At 35.2% G+C, this 16497-nt stretch carries 18 protein-coding genes; 6 read left to right on the forward strand and 12 right to left on the reverse strand.

What is annotated here, in order from left to right; genetic code table 11:
- Positions 1 to 10: 10 nt before the first annotated feature.
- The 10 genes from N4270_RS01805 to N4270_RS01850 form a co-directional block, all read right to left on the reverse strand.
- Positions 11 to 769, reverse strand: coding sequence for a metallophosphoesterase family protein (locus tag N4270_RS01805; protein WP_260095080.1), 759 nt, complete (start codon positions 767 to 769; stop codon positions 11 to 13).
- Positions 766 to 1317, reverse strand: coding sequence for a 2OG-Fe(II) oxygenase (locus N4270_RS01810; RefSeq protein ID WP_260095081.1), 552 nt, complete (start codon positions 1315 to 1317; stop codon positions 766 to 768). Before N4270_RS01810 ends, N4270_RS01805 begins: the two co-directional genes overlap by 4 nt.
- Before the next feature lies 1 nt (position 1318).
- A complete protein-coding gene (locus N4270_RS01815; RefSeq protein ID WP_260095082.1) occupies positions 1319 to 1867 on the reverse strand; it encodes an RNA 2'-phosphotransferase in 549 nt (182 codons plus the stop codon).
- On the reverse strand, positions 1864 to 2499 hold the full coding sequence (locus N4270_RS01820; RefSeq protein WP_260095084.1) for a DUF4291 domain-containing protein: 636 nt from the start codon (positions 2497 to 2499) through the stop codon (positions 1864 to 1866). The genes N4270_RS01815 and N4270_RS01820 overlap by 4 nt, the downstream gene beginning before the upstream one ends.
- Positions 2496 to 3335: a ribose-phosphate diphosphokinase gene (prs, locus tag N4270_RS01825; protein ID WP_260095085.1), complete on the reverse strand. Its 840-nt coding sequence runs from the start codon at positions 3333 to 3335 to the stop codon at positions 2496 to 2498. The genes N4270_RS01820 and prs overlap by 4 nt, the downstream gene beginning before the upstream one ends.
- Before the next feature lie 63 nt (positions 3336 to 3398).
- Positions 3399 to 4091: an NUDIX hydrolase gene (locus N4270_RS01830; protein ID WP_260095086.1), complete on the reverse strand. Its 693-nt coding sequence runs from the start codon at positions 4089 to 4091 to the stop codon at positions 3399 to 3401.
- A gap of 331 nt (positions 4092 to 4422) precedes the next feature.
- A complete protein-coding gene (locus N4270_RS01835) occupies positions 4423 to 5682 on the reverse strand; it encodes a POTRA domain-containing protein (RefSeq protein ID WP_260095087.1) in 1260 nt (419 codons plus the stop codon).
- A gap of 64 nt (positions 5683 to 5746) precedes the next feature.
- Complete coding sequence (locus N4270_RS01840) at positions 5747 to 6742, reverse strand: glycoside hydrolase TIM-barrel-like domain-containing protein (protein WP_260095088.1); 996 nt, start codon at positions 6740 to 6742, stop codon at positions 5747 to 5749.
- A 37-nt stretch (positions 6743 to 6779) separates the two neighbouring features.
- Entirely contained in the window at positions 6780 to 7649 is an 870-nt protein-coding gene (locus tag N4270_RS01845) for a transporter (protein WP_260095089.1), read from the reverse strand.
- 30 nt (positions 7650 to 7679) lie between these two features.
- On the reverse strand, positions 7680 to 8387 hold the full coding sequence (locus N4270_RS01850; RefSeq protein ID WP_260095090.1) for a DUF547 domain-containing protein: 708 nt from the start codon (positions 8385 to 8387) through the stop codon (positions 7680 to 7682).
- 204 nt (positions 8388 to 8591) lie between these two features.
- Here N4270_RS01850 and N4270_RS01855 point away from each other — a divergent pair, with 204 nt between their 5' ends.
- From N4270_RS01855 to N4270_RS01880, 6 genes are all read left to right on the forward strand, one after another.
- Entirely contained in the window at positions 8592 to 9902 is a 1311-nt protein-coding gene (locus tag N4270_RS01855; protein ID WP_260095091.1) for an NAD(P)/FAD-dependent oxidoreductase, read from the forward strand.
- Positions 9899 to 11488, forward strand: coding sequence for a 4Fe-4S dicluster domain-containing protein (locus N4270_RS01860; protein WP_260095092.1), 1590 nt, complete (start codon positions 9899 to 9901; stop codon positions 11486 to 11488). Before N4270_RS01855 ends, N4270_RS01860 begins: the two co-directional genes overlap by 4 nt.
- Positions 11489 to 11565: 77 nt before the next feature.
- Positions 11566 to 11994, forward strand: coding sequence for a toxin-antitoxin system YwqK family antitoxin (locus N4270_RS01865; RefSeq protein ID WP_260095093.1), 429 nt, complete (start codon positions 11566 to 11568; stop codon positions 11992 to 11994).
- Positions 11991 to 12689 carry a glycosyltransferase family 2 protein gene (locus N4270_RS01870; RefSeq protein WP_260095094.1) on the forward strand — a complete coding sequence of 233 codons (699 nt, stop codon included), beginning with the start codon at positions 11991 to 11993 and terminating at the stop codon, positions 12687 to 12689. Before N4270_RS01865 ends, N4270_RS01870 begins: the two co-directional genes overlap by 4 nt.
- On the forward strand, positions 12686 to 14176 hold the full coding sequence (locus N4270_RS01875) for a cellulose synthase family protein (RefSeq protein ID WP_260095095.1): 1491 nt from the start codon (positions 12686 to 12688) through the stop codon (positions 14174 to 14176). The genes N4270_RS01870 and N4270_RS01875 overlap by 4 nt, the downstream gene beginning before the upstream one ends.
- Entirely contained in the window at positions 14176 to 15555 is a 1380-nt protein-coding gene (locus tag N4270_RS01880; protein WP_260095096.1) for a glycosyltransferase 87 family protein, read from the forward strand. Before N4270_RS01875 ends, N4270_RS01880 begins: the two co-directional genes overlap by 1 nt.
- A 13-nt stretch (positions 15556 to 15568) precedes the next feature.
- Here the strand turns inward: N4270_RS01880 and N4270_RS01885 are convergent, their stop codons facing one another.
- Both N4270_RS01885 and N4270_RS01890 read right to left on the reverse strand, forming a co-directional pair.
- Entirely contained in the window at positions 15569 to 15913 is a 345-nt protein-coding gene (locus N4270_RS01885; protein ID WP_260095097.1) for a hypothetical protein, read from the reverse strand.
- 219 nt (positions 15914 to 16132) lie between these two features.
- Positions 16133 to 16456: a hypothetical protein gene (locus N4270_RS01890; protein WP_260095098.1), complete on the reverse strand. Its 324-nt coding sequence runs from the start codon at positions 16454 to 16456 to the stop codon at positions 16133 to 16135.
- Positions 16457 to 16497: the final 41 nt, after the last annotated feature.

Here is a 16497-nt window from a genome sequence, read left to right on the forward strand (position 1 = left end):
CGGAATGGTTTTAGTTGGTCTTTAATTCATTATAGGTTTTGCTATTTCGTCCTGTTTCTTCAGGATAGAATGACATCACAGCATCACTTTGAAATACAGTTTTTGTCTCTAAATCTAATGCCGACAATTTTCCTGTAAATGCAGCGCCAGTATCGACATTCCACACATTAATTGCATTCATAGGTTGATCTTGATTGAAATTAATAGTTGGTGTGTGGCCAATATAGATTTCATGGTAATGTTTTAATCGGTTTGGATACAATTCAGAATGCTTTTCAATGCGCTTATCCATCGTTAAAGCCATTTCCCAAAGCGTACGGTCAAAATAAAAATTCTCTTTATGCACTTCACGTTCTACACCATGCATCGATGTAAATCCTGCGTGAAGGAATAATCGGTTTTGAGCATCTATATGGTACAAATCCATATCCTCAAAAAAGTACAAATGTTGTTTTTTATCGGCTTCGGAAAAGGTTGCATAACTTTCTATCGTCTCTTTACCGCCATGATTAAACCAAACACCATTGATATCGCCAGTGCGTAACCATTGCTCACACCACACATCGTGATTGCCTTTGATAAAAACACAATCGTTGGTCTTTGAAAGTTCGATGATATACTGAATGACTTGAGCAGATTCGCTCCAACCATCTACATAATCGCCCATAAAAATGAGTTCATCATCTTTGGTAAGTTGCAGTCGTTCAAGCAGTTGTTTTAAGGCTTTTAATCCGCCATGAATATCGCCTATGGCTAGTGTTCTTTTCATGTGTCTAATTTATACATAACATCGGTTCGTAATACATATTTTATTCCTGAAATTATTTCTTTTCCTTCGTGACGTACAGGATGATGAAATACTAATGCCATTCCTGTTTTTGGTTTGACTGTTGCGATCTTTCTGAATTCTGTTTCTCCACCTTCAAAATCATCATTCAAGTATATTAAAAAGGATAGAATACTAAACTCGGTGTCGTTTCGTTCGTAACTTCCATCACGATGCATTTTAAAACGTTGACCCGCTTCGTATCGGTAAATCCTGAACATTTCATTGAGTCCGATAGCAACACTAGAACCAATAGATTCTGGTACAAAGGGTTTTAGTTTTAACCATAAATCTTCAGCCAAATTTGTATCGAAAAAGAGCAATCTGTCGTTATTCCGAACCATTTTATTCATGACCTGATTGCCTTGCATATTGACTTTAGCTTCTTCGAAATTTTGCAATTCAGCTTTTTCAATATAATTTGAACATGCCTCAACTGACAAGAAATCATCAACTGTAAATATTTGCGGATGTAGATCTATCTTTTTCATTTTACTTAAATTCTATAAATGCAACAGGCACATGATTGGTAAGCCATACGTTATTTTCTGAACAAAAAAACGCAAATCCTTTCTTATGCATCTCGCCTGACGCTATTTTTAAAATAATGGCATTACCTCGCCGACTTCCGACTTTAGTAGCCGTTTCTAAATCTTCAGATAAATGGACATGTTGCCTACTTCGTTTTTGTAATCCTGTTTGTTGAATTGAACTTATAAATTTTTCTACAGTACCATGGTATAAAAATTCAGGTGGTTTTATGGCTTCTAATTGTAGATCTACAGTCTTAACCGAATGACCTTGACTTGCTCTAATCATTGATTTATCATCATTAAATGCAAAACGTTGTTTATCATTGGTTGCTACGACTTCGGCTAATTCTTCCGAAGAAAAATTCATATGTCTCGTTCGCGCTTTTTCGATTAATTCATCAATATTAGCCCAACCGTTAGCATTTAACTGTAAGTCAATATATTCTGGTCGATGCCTTAACACCAGACTCAAAAATTTACTTATATGTTTTTTGTCTTTGTCGGTCATTGCAATCGTAATCGTCGTTTCAAATTATCATCGGTTAGTACAAATGGATGTTCTTCAGGAACCAACAAGTGATCAAGTTGATTGTTTAAAACAAATTGATACTGCTCTTTTACAAAACCTGAAATATCTTCTATTTCTAAAATATCATCATTTGCATAGGCTTTAACTTCCGCTCCTCGAATTCCTATTTGTATTGCTCTTCGCTCAAGTTTTGCTCCATACGGATCATGATCCGGATCCCATTGTAATCGTATAGATGAGTTTTTCACCTGTTCTTGCCAGGCTTCTTTTGTTTTGTATATGTCTTTTTGAAAACTAGAATAAACGGCTTGTTTTAAGTAACGTTCAAAAGCTTCTCTTTTTAAATGTATCGCTAAAACAACTTCTTGTCCTTCTTTTTGTCCCCAACCATTTCTATACATCATCCATAAAAAATTAGGTTTGATCCATGTCATACGATTAAGACTAAACGCACCTCCAAAACATTGATGTTGCACTGCAAAGCTCCCTATTTCTGGCCTATAGGATTGGTATACAACAATTTCTTTATCATTGTATTGCGCCATGATATGATGACCTGTTTGCGGCCAATCTTTTAGTTGTTTTATATAAGGTTTTATTTTGAGTTTCATTGTAATAATTCTTTTAATGTTATCTGCACAATACCATCTTCTTGTAAATCTTTAAAACTATCGGTCGTATACATGGTAGTGAAATGTTGATTTAACACGCTAACGCCTTTATTAAAAATACCATGACTTACTGCCAGATATAAACGACCCGCATTTTTCGTTTTGAGTTCTTCAGCTAAACCGATAAATGTTCCGCCGCCATCACAAATATCATCAACGATAAGACAATCTTTTCCGAAGAGATCATCTTCATAAACTTTAAAGCCTTCAAGTTTTCCGTTTTTGACATTGCGTTTTTTAGAACATTCGACAACAGGTAAACCGCCTAAAAATTCAGACACCTTATAAATCTTTTTTAAAGCACCTCCATCTGGTGAAATGAGAATAACTTCAGAATTAATATCTTTTATCACCTGCTCAATAAACTTATAATTTGAAATCACTTTACAATTGTTGAGTAAAGCTGGTGCGACTTCAGAATGCGGATCAAAAATGGTAACCGATTCTAAATTCAGGCCATTAATCATATCAGCATACACCTTAACCGACAAACTTTCTCCTGGAATCATAACACGATCCTGACGTGCAGCTGGCATATATGGCAACAACAAATGAATGCGTTTGATAGCCATTCTGCGTAAAGCATCAACAGCAATTACTAATAATCCCAAATCATTAAATGACTGGATTCTTGTAGTTACTGAAACCTCATCAATACCATTTAAATTGGAAAGGATTTTGATATGTGGCTCACCTCCTGAAAAGGTAAAACTTTCAAACTGAATCGTGTGCTCTTGTCCTAAAGGCTGAAACGAAGGGTCTAAATTTAAAATCATTTGCGTTAATTTTACACAAATGTAAATCGAATAAATGTATTGACAAAATATTTTGCGTAATATTTACACAAACTTAATATCGAAATAAAATCCGTCGTCTAATAACGCATCATATTTTTGCTTATTAAACTTGAAGAGTTTTGCAGGTCTTCCGCTTCCTACCTGTTGAATTTTATCGGTTGCTTCTACAAAGCCGAAGCTCATAATTTTTTTTCTGAAATTACGACGGTCGATGTCTTGACCTAAAATAGTAGTGTACAAATGTTCTAAATCTGAAAACGGAAATTCTTTACTCAGTAAGTCAAACCCAATAGGCTGATATAATAATTTACTTTTGAGGCGTTTTTCTGCTGTTTGAAAAATGATATTATGATCAAAGGCCAGTTTTGGTAAGTCATTTACAGGAAACCATTGGGCTTCATCGGCATCGGTATCGGCTTTGATTTTAAAATGGTTGGGACGCACTAAGCCAAAATAACTCACAGAAATTACTCGGTTTCTGGGGTCACGTTTTGGCTTTCCAAAGGTATACAACTGTTCTAAGTAATCTATGGTGACACCTGTTTCTTCCTTTAACTCGCGTTTTACAGCAGTTTCTAATGCTTCATTTTCCAGCACCAAACCGCCTGGTAAAGCCCAGATATTCTTGTAAGGTTCTACACCTCTTTTGATTAATAAAACCGATAAGTTTCCTTTAGATTCGTAACCAAAAACAACGGCATCGACTGCCACTTTGATTTCTTGTTGTAAGGCCATTTTATTTTGTGTACTATGAACACAAATGTAGCGATTTTAAAAGAGATGAGATTGATCAAAAAGATATTTACGAGTAAAACAAACTTCAAGCGAAACTCTTATACATGCATAAAGCTGCTGTAATTGAACAAAATAATTAATATGATTATCCCGTTCTTCAACGGGATTTAATTCGACCAGCAAAACAAACTTCGAGCGAAGCTCTCACACATGCATGAAGTTGCTGTAATTGAACAAAATACTTAATGTGATTTGATCCCGTTCTTCAACGGGATTTAATTCGACCGGCAAAACAAACTTCGAGCGAAGCTCTCGTTTGTTTTGGGTCTCATTAAAAGTACTGACCAATGCCAAACACCAATCCTTGGGTAGAACTATCTGTAATTCCTATTCCGTAATCGATTCTAAAAATGGCATTAAAGATTCTTTTATGAATAAACCGGAGTCCGATACCAGGATACACGCGAATGTTTTGGGATTCGCTAAAATCACCAAAATCACCGCCTGGATTTCGCCAGCTTCCGGCATCAATAAAGGCATTGCCTTGTAATGAGAACCATCCTTTTTCGTATAAAGTTTGACGGTATTCGGTATTTAATACGATCGCAGCAGTACCACGATCGATGGTATTACCAACACCTCGTATATTTAAATTATTATCTACGGAAAATGGTGCAAATGGCGTGTCGTTATTTGTAGCAACTCCTAATCGCAAACGGTTGGCCCAATTACCTTTCGTTCCGAAGCGTTTAAAATACTGAAAGTCATTCCATCCTATTAAAAAATCGGGTAATTGGTCTTCATTTCTGGATGTGACATATTGAAAATTAAAGATGCTTCTAAAGCCTTCTACATATTGAAAATCGTAATCTAAAGAATTGTATTCGTAGATCAGTTTATACAATAATTTATGAACGCGTAATTGTTGTGGTACGTCTGGACTAGTCGCTCCAAATTTGTATTCGTAATCTTCGGTAAAATAATTAACACCTAACTCAAAGCGATTATTAAAATTAAGCTGAAATAAAGCCAGTACTTCGGTAGAGTTATTATTATATTTATAATCTGCAGTTGTATTATCAAAAAACACTGGTTCTTGAGTAGTTAAATCCTGATAATTAACTGCCAGACCTAATTGTCTTGAAAACAAGTATGGCGCTCTAAAATTTAAGGCATAGGAACTGTAAATATCTTTCTGGTAAAATCCTCCAAAGGTCATATTTTGACCAAAAAGATTAAACTCATACAAGCCTAAACGATAGGCAAATTCGTCATCATTAGTTGTATATACATTCGCTGAAGGAATAATGGTAAAATTTTCTTCTATATTATAAAACACATTGTAGCTATTGTCTCCTGCTGGAAAGACCTGATAATATGCATGTGCAATTGATGGCAGTCGTTTAAGGAGTTTGATATCGGCTTCAATAACTGAAGAGTCGAGAACAACGCCTGCCTTTATATTTGATATTTTTTTTACAAAAGCAGTTTTAAGTTTTTTATTCCCTTGTACTTTTAAATCGGCTACTTTATATTCTTGGGCGTGAGCAAAAGTGAGGCACAGAAGTGCGACAGTGATAAGTTGTTTCATGTGACTGATTATTACGGTAATTGGTCGGTCACATTGTATTTCCTTACGTAAAAAGTAATGAAATTTACTGTCTTGAATAAAAGGATTGAATAACCGTCTCTGCAGGTTTATTTTGCGGCGTAAATTGGTTGTCATTTTCACCACCAACCCTATCATGAGCGTGAAACCATTTCCAAACAAAGCCTCCAGCAAACCAGTCTTCATTCCAGAATTCTTCAAATAAAGCTTGTGTAGCATTGGCTTGGCCTTCAAAATTTAAAGATTCAATTTTGTGGTCACTAACCCAAGGTTCTTTTCCTGTAAAATCCATACTACGATAGCCATATTCGGTGAACAAAATGGGTTTGTTATGTTTTTCTGAAAGGGATTTAATGATGGCTTTATGAACTTTCCATCCGGCTTTACAATCTGCAACACTTGGCGTTTGTTTATCACTTACAGGAAAGTAGGCGTCAACACCAATAAAATCGACAGCGCTCCAAAATGGCGTGCGTTTAAATTCGTCCCAATTGGCGGCATAAGTTAATTTTCCTTTATAAACAGTTTTTATTTTTTTAATGAGATTATGCCAGTAATCGGGACGCTCTTTAATGAAGTTTTCTAATTCGGTTCCAATACATAAAATTTCGGCCTTGGTTTCCTGAGCTAATTCGGCATATTCTAAAATAAAACTCGAATAGGAATCCTCAAATGCTTTCCAATCGGCTTCACTAGTCATTTTTATAAAACCTGTAAATTCCCCATGTCGAATCCAAATTTGGGGTTTCACCATGATTTTAATCTGTTTTTTTCTGAGCTCTTCAATGTACTGTTTACCTCCAGATCGCGTTTCACCAAACCATTGGCGATTGGTATTATGAACAATTTCGGGATGATCTATACTTTTAACAAAGCCAAAAGGCATAATTGCAGCATAATTAGCGCCTACCTGAACGACAGGATTGGTATGCACTTCGGAAACAGCATCACGAGAAGCCACAAAACTTACACCGTTAATTTTCGCTTGCTGAGCAGCACATGATGAGAGGATACAACATAAAAAAAGGAGTCTAAAAATCATATATAAAATGTTTTGACTCCTAATTTACTACTAATCACTAAAACAAGGCTCTTAAGCCTATGTTAAATGTTTGTCCGAGACCCGTATTATTCCCGCGAACAAAGTTGGTATATAAGGTCTCAATATTTAGTACTTTGGTTAACTGATACTTTGCACCACCGCCAACAGCTGTAAAATCTTGTTCAAAATCATTACCTGTATCAATGCGTTGTGAGTGTTGTACTAGTCCTAAAATGGTAAATTTCTGACTTGGGAAATAGCTCAAGAACACACCAGGTGTTAACGACAAGCTATTATTAGCAAAGCTATCTTCTTTTTTTCCGAAGTTATATTCGGTATTTAACTCGGTAAACACTTGCCATTTGTCGCCTGGAAAGGTATAATCATAGAAAAATCGGTTTTGAAAAATAAATCCTTTTTGATCTAGAAACACACCATTTTCGGTTTCATTATCGACCAGTGGAATATGAAAAGCCGTTTGAATTGTAAAATTGCTTATACTTTTAATCGGGTTAAATTTTACTGCAGGAGCAAAGGATGTAAATCCCGAACGTGCTGTTCCGCTTTCGCCATCAAAAGCAAATACATCTAGGGCATTTCGGTCATTTATCACATTAGATCGAAATTCTAAAAGCAGACCTATATTAAAGTTGCTTGAATTTGAAATCCCTGTAAAAATATCTACAGTCGATGTAAAAAATGTTTGTCGTAGCTCAGTGCCTTCAGAAAATGTGCTTTCGGTTTGGGTATATAAGTTGTTAAACCATTTGATATCCCATTGGCCTTTATTTAATAATTTAGATGGTGTATACTCTTGGATAACACTCTTTTCCTGATTAGATTTGTCTTGTGAAAACCCTGAAAAACTAAGACTTAGTGTAACTAAAAATGTGATTATTTTTTTCATTTCAATTTTGTTTGGTTCTTTTAATATGATTTATTGTTGGTTTAAATTCCAGTTATAGGCGTAGTAAGAAATTTTAGTTTTTGGAGTGATTTTTTCGGTTCTAAATCTGTTGATATAATCGATTTCACTGCCGCTTTTTACAAAATCTTCCTTATACCATTTAAAAATTTCTGAAAGCTCGACTTTAGACGTCTTAACCTTTATAAAATTTGGATTGCTTAAGGCTAGTTCTGTTTGTTGTTGCAGCTGCGTTTCTAAAGTATGTGGCAAATAGGCTTTGTTAATTAGAGGCGGACAACCAACAGCGCCACAAACCAATACAAAATGAAAACGTGCATCAGAAAATTGAGCTCTTAATTTTTTATTCTCAATGGTATTTAGCGTTAGAGATTCGCCCGCAATTTTGTAAACTGTTTTATCAAAAAAGCCGACTTTATCTAGTGGTGAATTGATAGGATAATGATCTATAATTCCTTTGATGACAGAAATATTATAAGCGTTAATCCAAAACGCCTGATAGGTTTTTGAATCTGATGTCGATACTGAAACCGTTTCAGCTAAGTTTACTAATTTGTCTAATACTTCTGGGTTTTCATGTAGTTGTGCATAAGCGACTTTTCCGTTGGAAACATGAGCTTTAAAGAAGGCATCTGCGGTTTTAAAAAATTCGGCAGTGCTTTGAGAAAATACAGCACTATTAATTCCGAAAACTGCGATTAAGATGATTATTTTTTTCATTATTACTGAGTCTTAAATTAATAATTTTACAATCGCTAAGTCGTTCAAAACACCTTTACTTACAAGGATTTTAAAAAAAATTGAGCGTCTTATTTCCGAAGAAAACCTTACAAAAAATGTTTAATTTAAAATTGATATAAATTAGAAAGCGTAATTAAGTTCTTACCTTTAGTTTCGACAGAAGCGTCATAACAACCAAACTTTATGGAACACATCGTTATTATAGGAAACGGAATTTCTGGTGTCACACTTGCGAGACATATTAGAAAACTTTCTGATAAAAAAATCACAATCATATCTGCAGAAACCGATTACTTCTTTTCTCGTACAGCACTGATGTATGTGTATATGGGTCATATGAAATTTGAACACACACAGCCTTATGAAAACTGGTTTTGGAAGAAAAACAGAATTGAACTTCGTAAAGCCTATGTTGAACAGATTGACACCGACAACAAAGCGTTACAGTTTGCAAACGGTGAAACGCTCAACTATGACAAACTTATCATTGCCACTGGAAGTAAGCCCAATAAATTTGGCTGGCCAGGTCAGGATTTAAACGGTGTTATGGGCATGTATCATAAACAGGATTTAGAAAATCTTGAAAAGCATGCTCCAAATAATGAGGTTTGTAAACGTGCCGTAATTGTTGGTGGTGGATTGATTGGAATTGAGCTGGCTGAAATGCTAAATTCCAGAAATATTCCTGTAACTTTTTTGGTAAGAGAATCCAGCTTCTGGAATGGCGTATTACCTGAAGGGGAAAGTCAAATGATTAACAGACATATTAAAAATCACCATATTGACTTACGCTTATCTACCAATTTAAAAGAAATTAAATCGGATGAACACGGAAAGGTTAAATCGGTAGTTATAGAAGAAACAGGTGAAGAAATTCCTTGTACTGTTGTAGGACTCACAGCTGGTGTTAGTCCAAACATAGACTTTATAAAGTCATCAAAAATTGAAACAGATCGCGGTGTAAAAGTCAATCGTTACCTTGAAACAAACATTCCAGATGTCTACGCTATTGGCGATTGTGCCGAGCAACATGAAGCTATTGGAAACCGCAGACCTATTGAAGCTGTTTGGTACACAGGTCGTATGATGGGAGAAACGTTAGCACAAACCATTTGCGGAAATCGTATCGCATATAAACCAGGGCATTGGTTTAATTCGGCTAAATTTTTAGACATCGAATACCAAACCTACGGATGGGTTTTTGGCGAACGTGGTCGCCCGGATTACGAAACTCATTTTCACTGGAAACATGATGATGACACCAAGTGCATCACAGTAGCTTATAACAAAAACACCAATGAGTTTTTAGGAATTAATACCTTCGGAATACGGATGCGTCACGAAACTTTTAACAGATGGCTTACCGAAAAACGAACTGTAGATTATGTGATGAAGCATCTCTCAGAAGCAAATTTTGATCCTGAATTTTACACACATTTTGAAAAAGACATTTTAAACGCCTACAACAACCAACTACAAACCGTAACATCATGAGTAATAAATTAAACCCTAGTATGTCTTTAGCAAAACCTGATGCTCAAGATTTATCTCTAAAACAAAAAGTAGCTGTAGGAATGGGAGTTATCGGACTCTTTATTCTGGTGTTGGCATTGTTCAATTTAGACTTACCTAATAAAGCAACCTTTTTAACCATTTCATTATCCTTAATTACCATCGGAACTATTATTTATGCAAATGATGCTTATCTCACCAAATTAAAAGGGATTAAAAATGATGGTGTATGGTTTAAATCTATATCGTCAAGAGGGACTTTAGGCTGGATTACGGGTCTCGTATTAACCTCATTTTACGTTGTACTCTATTTTTATGAAGGTCTCTTAGGTGCTGGATCTGATGGTGCAGAAAATACAGGCTTAATTGCTTTATTTGACCCTTTGAGCAAACTGCTTAGTGGCAGACCTGCAAGTCAGTGGTTTGTATATGGCACCTTATATACGGTAGCCATTCTAGCCTTTGGTTATAAATTTATATTGAAATATCGCCATAATCGCTATGAGCAAATTAGGACCATTTCGGTGATGTTTTTTCAGTTGGCTTTTGCATTTTTAATTCCGGAATTTATGTTTGTTATGAATTCTGATTTACCCTATTACGACCTTAAAAACGTATGGCCTCTGAACTACTATAACTTTGAGCAGTATCGTGTAGATGCATTTATTAATGGAGGAACCATAGGAATGGCGATGCTTATTTTTGGAATCCTTTCTATTTTTGTAATTACACCTATCCTAACATTTAAATATGGTAAACGTTGGTACTGTTCCTGGGTTTGCGGCTGTGGTGGTTTAGCCGAAACTGCTGGAGATTCGTTTAGACATTTAAGCGACAAAAGCCAGAGTGCATGGAAAATAGAACGCTGGGTAATTCACAGTGTTTTAGTATTTGTTGTTTTGATGACCACAGCAGTGATTTACACCTATTTAGGCTACGACCCAAATAAATACTGGCTCACAAGAGACATTTTCTTATTTTCTGTAGCTGGATTTTTAACCTTGGTTTTTGCACTCACTATGATTTTTAAACGTCAGGAACTCGGAAAAGATGCTAAATATGGTGCTATTGGTTATTTCGTTATCATCATTGCACTTATAGGGATTCATGTATTTAGTTCGGAAACGAAACTATTCCTTTTTAAAGCAGAAACTCTAAGATCTACTTACGGTTTTCTAATTGGAGCTATTTTTTCTGGCGTTATTGGAACCGGCTTCTATCCTATCTTCGGAAATCGCGTTTGGTGCCGTTTTGGTTGTCCGATGGCAGCAATTTTAGGATTTCAACAGCGCATGTTCTCACGTTTCAGAATTACAACTAATGGCGGACAATGCATTTCGTGTGGTAATTGTTCGACCTACTGCGAAATGGGAATCGACGTTCGTGCTTATGCTCAAAAAGGTGAAAATATTGTACGTTCCAGTTGTGTTGGCTGTGGTATTTGTTCGGCTGTTTGCCCAAGAGGTGTGTTAAAATTAGAAAATGACAGTATGAAAGGCCGAATTAATCCGACTGAAGTTTTATTGGGTAACGATGTTGACTTAATAGATTTAGTCAATCAAAAATAAGCCTCAGGTCGTTTTAATTAATAAATAAGATGAAGTACATTGCTAGCATTTGCCTTCTATTGCTAAGTTTTAATAGTATGGCACAAAAAACATATCAAAAAAACTATTTTGATGATGGTACCTTAGCTTCAGAAGGTTGGCTGCTTAATACGAAAAAGACTGATTATTGGAAATTTTATCATTCTAATGGTAACATTCAGCGCGAAGGGCATTTTGCGAATGGAAAAGAAACCAAGTACTGGCGCTTTTACAGAGCTAATGGCACCAAAGAAAGTGAAGGACATTATAACAATGGCCAAAGGCAAAAATGGTGGCTTTTTTATGATTCCGAAGAAAAAATAAATCATAAATGTCAGCTAAAAAACAATCAAAAAAACGGATATTGCCTCATGTATAAAAATGAGAAACTAATCGCTGCCGTTAAATTTTCTGAAGGAAAGAAGATTAAAACCTGGACCGATTATCGCTCATTTAGAAAAGAGAATAGCTTAAAAGACCTTCAATGACCAATATAAAAGTCATCATTCCGGCTTATAATGAAGCCGATTCTATTGCATATGTGATTAAGGATATTCCAGAGATTGTTAGTGAAATTATCGTGGTGAGCAACAACTCTAATGATGATACCGAAATTAATGCTAAACATGCTGGAGCTACGGTTCTGAAAGAAACCAACAGAGGTTATGGCTATGCCTGTTTAAAAGGCATGGATTATATAGCAAATTTGAATACTGAACAGCAACCAGACATCATCGTTTTTTTAGATGGCGATTACAGTGATTACCCTGAAGAACTCACTAAAATCGTGCATCCTATTATAACAAATAATACCGATTTTGTTGTTGGTGCTCGTGTAAAAGCCTTACGAGAAAAAGGTGCGATGACTGTACCTCAAATTTTCGGAAACTGGCTTGCAACAACACTTATGTCGATTTTATTTAGAGCAAAATTTACAGATTTAGGTCCGTTTAGAGCCATTAAATATGATAAGCTGCTTCAGTTAAAAATGGAAGACAAAACCTATGGCTGGACGGTCGAGATGCAACTCAAAGTATTGCGCCAAAAATTAAGTTATACCGAAGTCCCTGTAAACTACCGAAATAGAATAGGTGTCTCAAAAGTTTCAGGTACGGTAAAAGGTGCTATATTTGCAGGCGTAAAAATCTTAGGTTGGATTTTTAAATACAGTTTTAAAAAATGATTCTCGAAACACTAATTATAGTCATTTACACCATTGCGATTTTGCTCATTTTCATGTATGCATTAGCGCAACTAAATTTGCTCTATAATTACTTGTCGTCAAAGAAAACTATTGACGATTGTGAGACTTTTGATTTATCTAAGCCAAATGAAATTCCTTATGTAACCATTCAGCTTCCTGTATATAACGAAATGTATGTTATGGAGCGTTTGTTAGATAATATTGCGCTTCTCGATTACCCAAAAAACAAACTTGAAATACAGGTGCTTGATGATTCGACAGATGAAACTGTTGCATCGACTCGAGAGCAAATTGAAAAACTACAATCTACCGGATTGGATATCAAGCATATTACCCGAGTGGATCGAAGCGGTTTTAAAGCTGGTGCTCTTAAAGAAGGATTAAAGATTGCCAAAGGAGATTTTATTGCCATATTTGATGCCGATTTCCTTCCGCAGAAAAGCTGGTTAAAACGTACCATTTTATATTTTAAAGACCCTGAAATTGGCGTAGTACAAACACGTTGGGGACATATCAACAGAAATTACTCAATCCTTACTAAAATACAAGCCTTTGCTTTAGATGCGCATTTTACCTTAGAGCAAGTTGGGCGAAACAGCAAAGGGCACTTTATCAACTTTAATGGAACAGCAGGTATCTGGCGTAAAGAATGTATTATTGATGCCGGAAACTGGGAAGGCGATACACTTACTGAAGATTTGGATTTAAGTTATAGAGCTCAGCTTAAAAACTGGAAATTTAAATACTTAGAAAACGTTGAAACACCTGCCGAATTACCAGTCGTTATCAGTGCGGCACGTTCACAACAGTTTCGATGGAATAAAGGTGGTGCAGAGAACTTTAGAAAAATGCTGTGGCGTGTTATAAAATCTAAAAATATCTCAACCAAAACAAAAATCCACGGCTTGCTTCATTTATTGAATAGTACCATGTTTTTAAATGTATTTATTGTGGCTATTTTGAGTATCCCAATGCTTTACATCAAAAACGAATATGCACACCTGAGGTTCTACTTTTACTTTATGAGTTTCTTCGTGATGAGCACCATTATTTTCTTTATTTGCTATTGGTTTATGTACAAGCAGATTTATGGGAGCGGATTTAAAAAATTCTTTGGTTATATAGGTATGTTTTTTACTTTTTTCTCGATAGCCATGGGCTTTTCACTTCATAATTCTATTGCAGTTTTAGAAGGTCATATGGGTAAACGAAGTGAATTTGTTAGAACCCCAAAATTCAATATAAGCACGATAAGAGACTCATGGAAAGGCAACAAATATCTTCGCAAGAAATTATCACCTCATGTGATTATTGAAGGCATTTTAATGTTATATTTCGGATTTGGCTTATACAGTGCTTTTGTTGTAGGTGACCAAGGTGGTGATTTTGGTTTGTTTCCATTTCACCTGATGTTATTTGTAGGCTTTGGTTATGTCTTTTTTAAATCGCTCAGTTCTAAAGTATAATGCAGTTTTGGAGACTTTATAAGGTTCCGTTATTGCTCACTTGTGTTAGCTTTTTTCTCTATGGTTTGTTTGCCTATGATTTAGTTAGAACCAATTACACCAAACTCATTCTACTTTACAGCTCACTTTGGATTGTCTTTCTTTTACTACTGAAATATGCTCAAAACAACATTAGGTTTTTAGGTCTTGTTGCGTTTATAAGTCGTGCTGTTTTTATCCTCGCAATTCCCAATCTGTCTCAGGATTTCTATAGATTTATTTGGGACGGACGCATGATTTTAGAAGGATTTAACCCTTACTTATACCTACCACAATCGTTTATAGAAGCTGGTGGCGAATTGCCGGTTGCTGAAGCGGAAGCGCTATATGCTGGCATGGGAGAACTCAACGGAAGCCATTACACAAATTATCCGCCAGTTAATCAATTGTGCTTTGTCATTGCTGGTTGGTTTTCCGGACAGAGTATTTTAGGTGCTGCTATTGTGTTGCGTCTATTGATTATCGCGGCAGATTTTGGAACTTTTGTCTTCGGAAAGCGATTGCTCAAACATTTAAATATACCTGAAAAAAACATCTTTTGGTATCTTCTCAATCCGTTTATCATCATCGAATTAACCGGAAACCTACATTTTGAAGCCGTAATGATTTTCTTTTTAGTGTGGAGTTTATACCTTTTACACACAGGCAAATGGAAATGGGCAGCCGTTGTTTTTGCCTTGTCTATTTCGGTGAAGTTAATTCCATTATTGTTTTTGCCTTTGTTCTTTTTCTGGTTTAAAAAGGCTTCAAATACGAAATCTATTAACTTCAAAAAACTGATCATTTTTTATACCATAGTTGGTGGTGTTAGCCTTGTATTATTTGCTCCGTTTTTCTCTTCAGAATTTATAAATAATTATGCGCAAACCGTCGGACTCTGGTTTCAGAATTTCGAATTTAATGCCAGCATCTATTATCTTGCTCGTGAAATTGGATACCTATTTAGAGGTTATAATGAAATAGCCATAATAGGTAAAATTTTAGCGGTTCTGGTGTTTCTAATGATTATGGGATTGTCACTTTTCCGAAGAAAAACAAGCACTAAAGACCTCATCGTTAATATGCTATTTGCGTTTACGATTTACTTGTTTCTTAGCACAACTGTTCATCCCTGGTATGTGGCAACACTTTTAATATTAAGCGTATTTACACATTATAAATATCCTTTGATTTGGAGCTTTGTCATCATTCTCAGTTATCTCGCCTATATCAACCTCAATAAAGCAGACAAGTCTGAAAATCTATGGATTATTGCTTTAGAATACCTGGTTGTATATGGTGTATTTATTTGGGAAGTGTTCATAAAAAAGCCAACTCAAAAAGAGTTGGCTCCATCATAAATTGATATTAAAACTAGAGTTTTTTTAGGGCTGTAATAACGTTGGTTTCAATCTCTTCTTCGTAACCATCTTCATCCTCTACAGTTTCCATTTTAGTGATGTAAGTTACAGAAAATTTGGCCCCATAAAATTTGTTTGAATTTAAATCGTAGGCTTTTAAAGCAGCCTCTTCAATCTCTTGAAAAGTAATCATGTACTCTTCTTTTTCTTCGTCGATTCCAATAAAATTATAGCCATAATCTTCTTTACCATCGTAAACAACTTCAATTGTTATTGGATCTTGAATCGTAGTTACAGAGGTAAATGCAATAAGGCAAACTATTAAAAAGCTAGCGAATGTAATTGATTTTGTTTTCATTTTTTTGATAATAATAAGTCGTTAAATGTTTTTTGTTTTCTTCGGAATTTTGCCACTTCAAGTCCGAAAGCACTTTTAGTAATATCATCATGATGATTTACATGTGAACTATTATATATACGATTTTGCTGAAAGTTTAGATTAAATTCATCAAAAACAAAGGTATCTCGATTAATTCCTATGCTGTTCAATAATTCAACCTAATACTAAATCTGTTAATTAGTCTTCATCATCGATTTCGTCTGTTTCCAAATCTGGATCTTGAACCGCTTCTGGATCGTCTTCATCAAAATCTTCATAATCATCTTCATCATAATTTTCCATCGTCACCTCTAGTTTCGTACTTACTTTAACTAAATACTTGGTGTCAACAGTAGTGACTTCAACAGCTTCAACAATTTCATTATTGGCATTTTTAAATGAGATGATATGGTCATCATCGTATCCATCAGGATATTTTTCTACCAATAAAGCCAGAATTTCAGGAGTCAATTTTTTAAAATCAACAATTACGCGTTTTAAGTTTTCGTCTTTTCGTTTCATTTTACTATAATAATTGGAGCTAATTTTGGATTTAAATATAC

This window comes from Psychroserpens sp. SPM9 (assembly GCF_025153525.1).
Classification (GTDB): Bacteria; Bacteroidota; Bacteroidia; order Flavobacteriales; family Flavobacteriaceae; genus Psychroserpens.

Coding starts and splice junctions, on each gene's coding strand:
- N4270_RS01865 (WP_260095093.1), top strand. CDS start 11,566: ATGGCACAAAAAACATATCAAAAAAACTATTTTGATGATGGTACCTTA.
- N4270_RS01860 (WP_260095092.1), top strand. CDS start 9,899: ATGAGTAATAAATTAAACCCTAGTATGTCTTTAGCAAAACCTGATGCT.
- N4270_RS01815 (WP_260095082.1), bottom strand. CDS start 1,867: ATGACCGACAAAGACAAAAAACATATAAGTAAATTTTTGAGTCTGGTG.
- N4270_RS01845 (WP_260095089.1), bottom strand. CDS start 7,649: ATGAAAAAAATAATCACATTTTTAGTTACACTAAGTCTTAGTTTTTCA.
- N4270_RS01810 (WP_260095081.1), bottom strand. CDS start 1,317: ATGAAAAAGATAGATCTACATCCGCAAATATTTACAGTTGATGATTTC.
- N4270_RS01820 (WP_260095084.1), bottom strand. CDS start 2,499: ATGAAACTCAAAATAAAACCTTATATAAAACAACTAAAAGATTGGCCG.
- N4270_RS01890 (WP_260095098.1), bottom strand. CDS start 16,456: ATGAAACGAAAAGACGAAAACTTAAAACGCGTAATTGTTGATTTTAAA.
- N4270_RS01830 (WP_260095086.1), bottom strand. CDS start 4,091: ATGGCCTTACAACAAGAAATCAAAGTGGCAGTCGATGCCGTTGTTTTT.
- N4270_RS01835 (WP_260095087.1), bottom strand. CDS start 5,682: ATGAAACAACTTATCACTGTCGCACTTCTGTGCCTCACTTTTGCTCAC.
- N4270_RS01855 (WP_260095091.1), top strand. CDS start 8,592: ATGGAACACATCGTTATTATAGGAAACGGAATTTCTGGTGTCACACTT.
- N4270_RS01885 (WP_260095097.1), bottom strand. CDS start 15,913: ATGAAAACAAAATCAATTACATTCGCTAGCTTTTTAATAGTTTGCCTT.
- N4270_RS01805 (WP_260095080.1), bottom strand. CDS start 769: ATGAAAAGAACACTAGCCATAGGCGATATTCATGGCGGATTAAAAGCC.
- N4270_RS01870 (WP_260095094.1), top strand. CDS start 11,991: ATGACCAATATAAAAGTCATCATTCCGGCTTATAATGAAGCCGATTCT.
- N4270_RS01840 (WP_260095088.1), bottom strand. CDS start 6,742: ATGATTTTTAGACTCCTTTTTTTATGTTGTATCCTCTCATCATGTGCT.
- N4270_RS01880 (WP_260095096.1), top strand. CDS start 14,176: ATGCAGTTTTGGAGACTTTATAAGGTTCCGTTATTGCTCACTTGTGTT.
- N4270_RS01875 (WP_260095095.1), top strand. CDS start 12,686: ATGATTCTCGAAACACTAATTATAGTCATTTACACCATTGCGATTTTG.
- N4270_RS01850 (WP_260095090.1), bottom strand. CDS start 8,387: ATGAAAAAAATAATCATCTTAATCGCAGTTTTCGGAATTAATAGTGCT.
- prs (WP_260095085.1), bottom strand. CDS start 3,335: ATGATTTTAAATTTAGACCCTTCGTTTCAGCCTTTAGGACAAGAGCAC.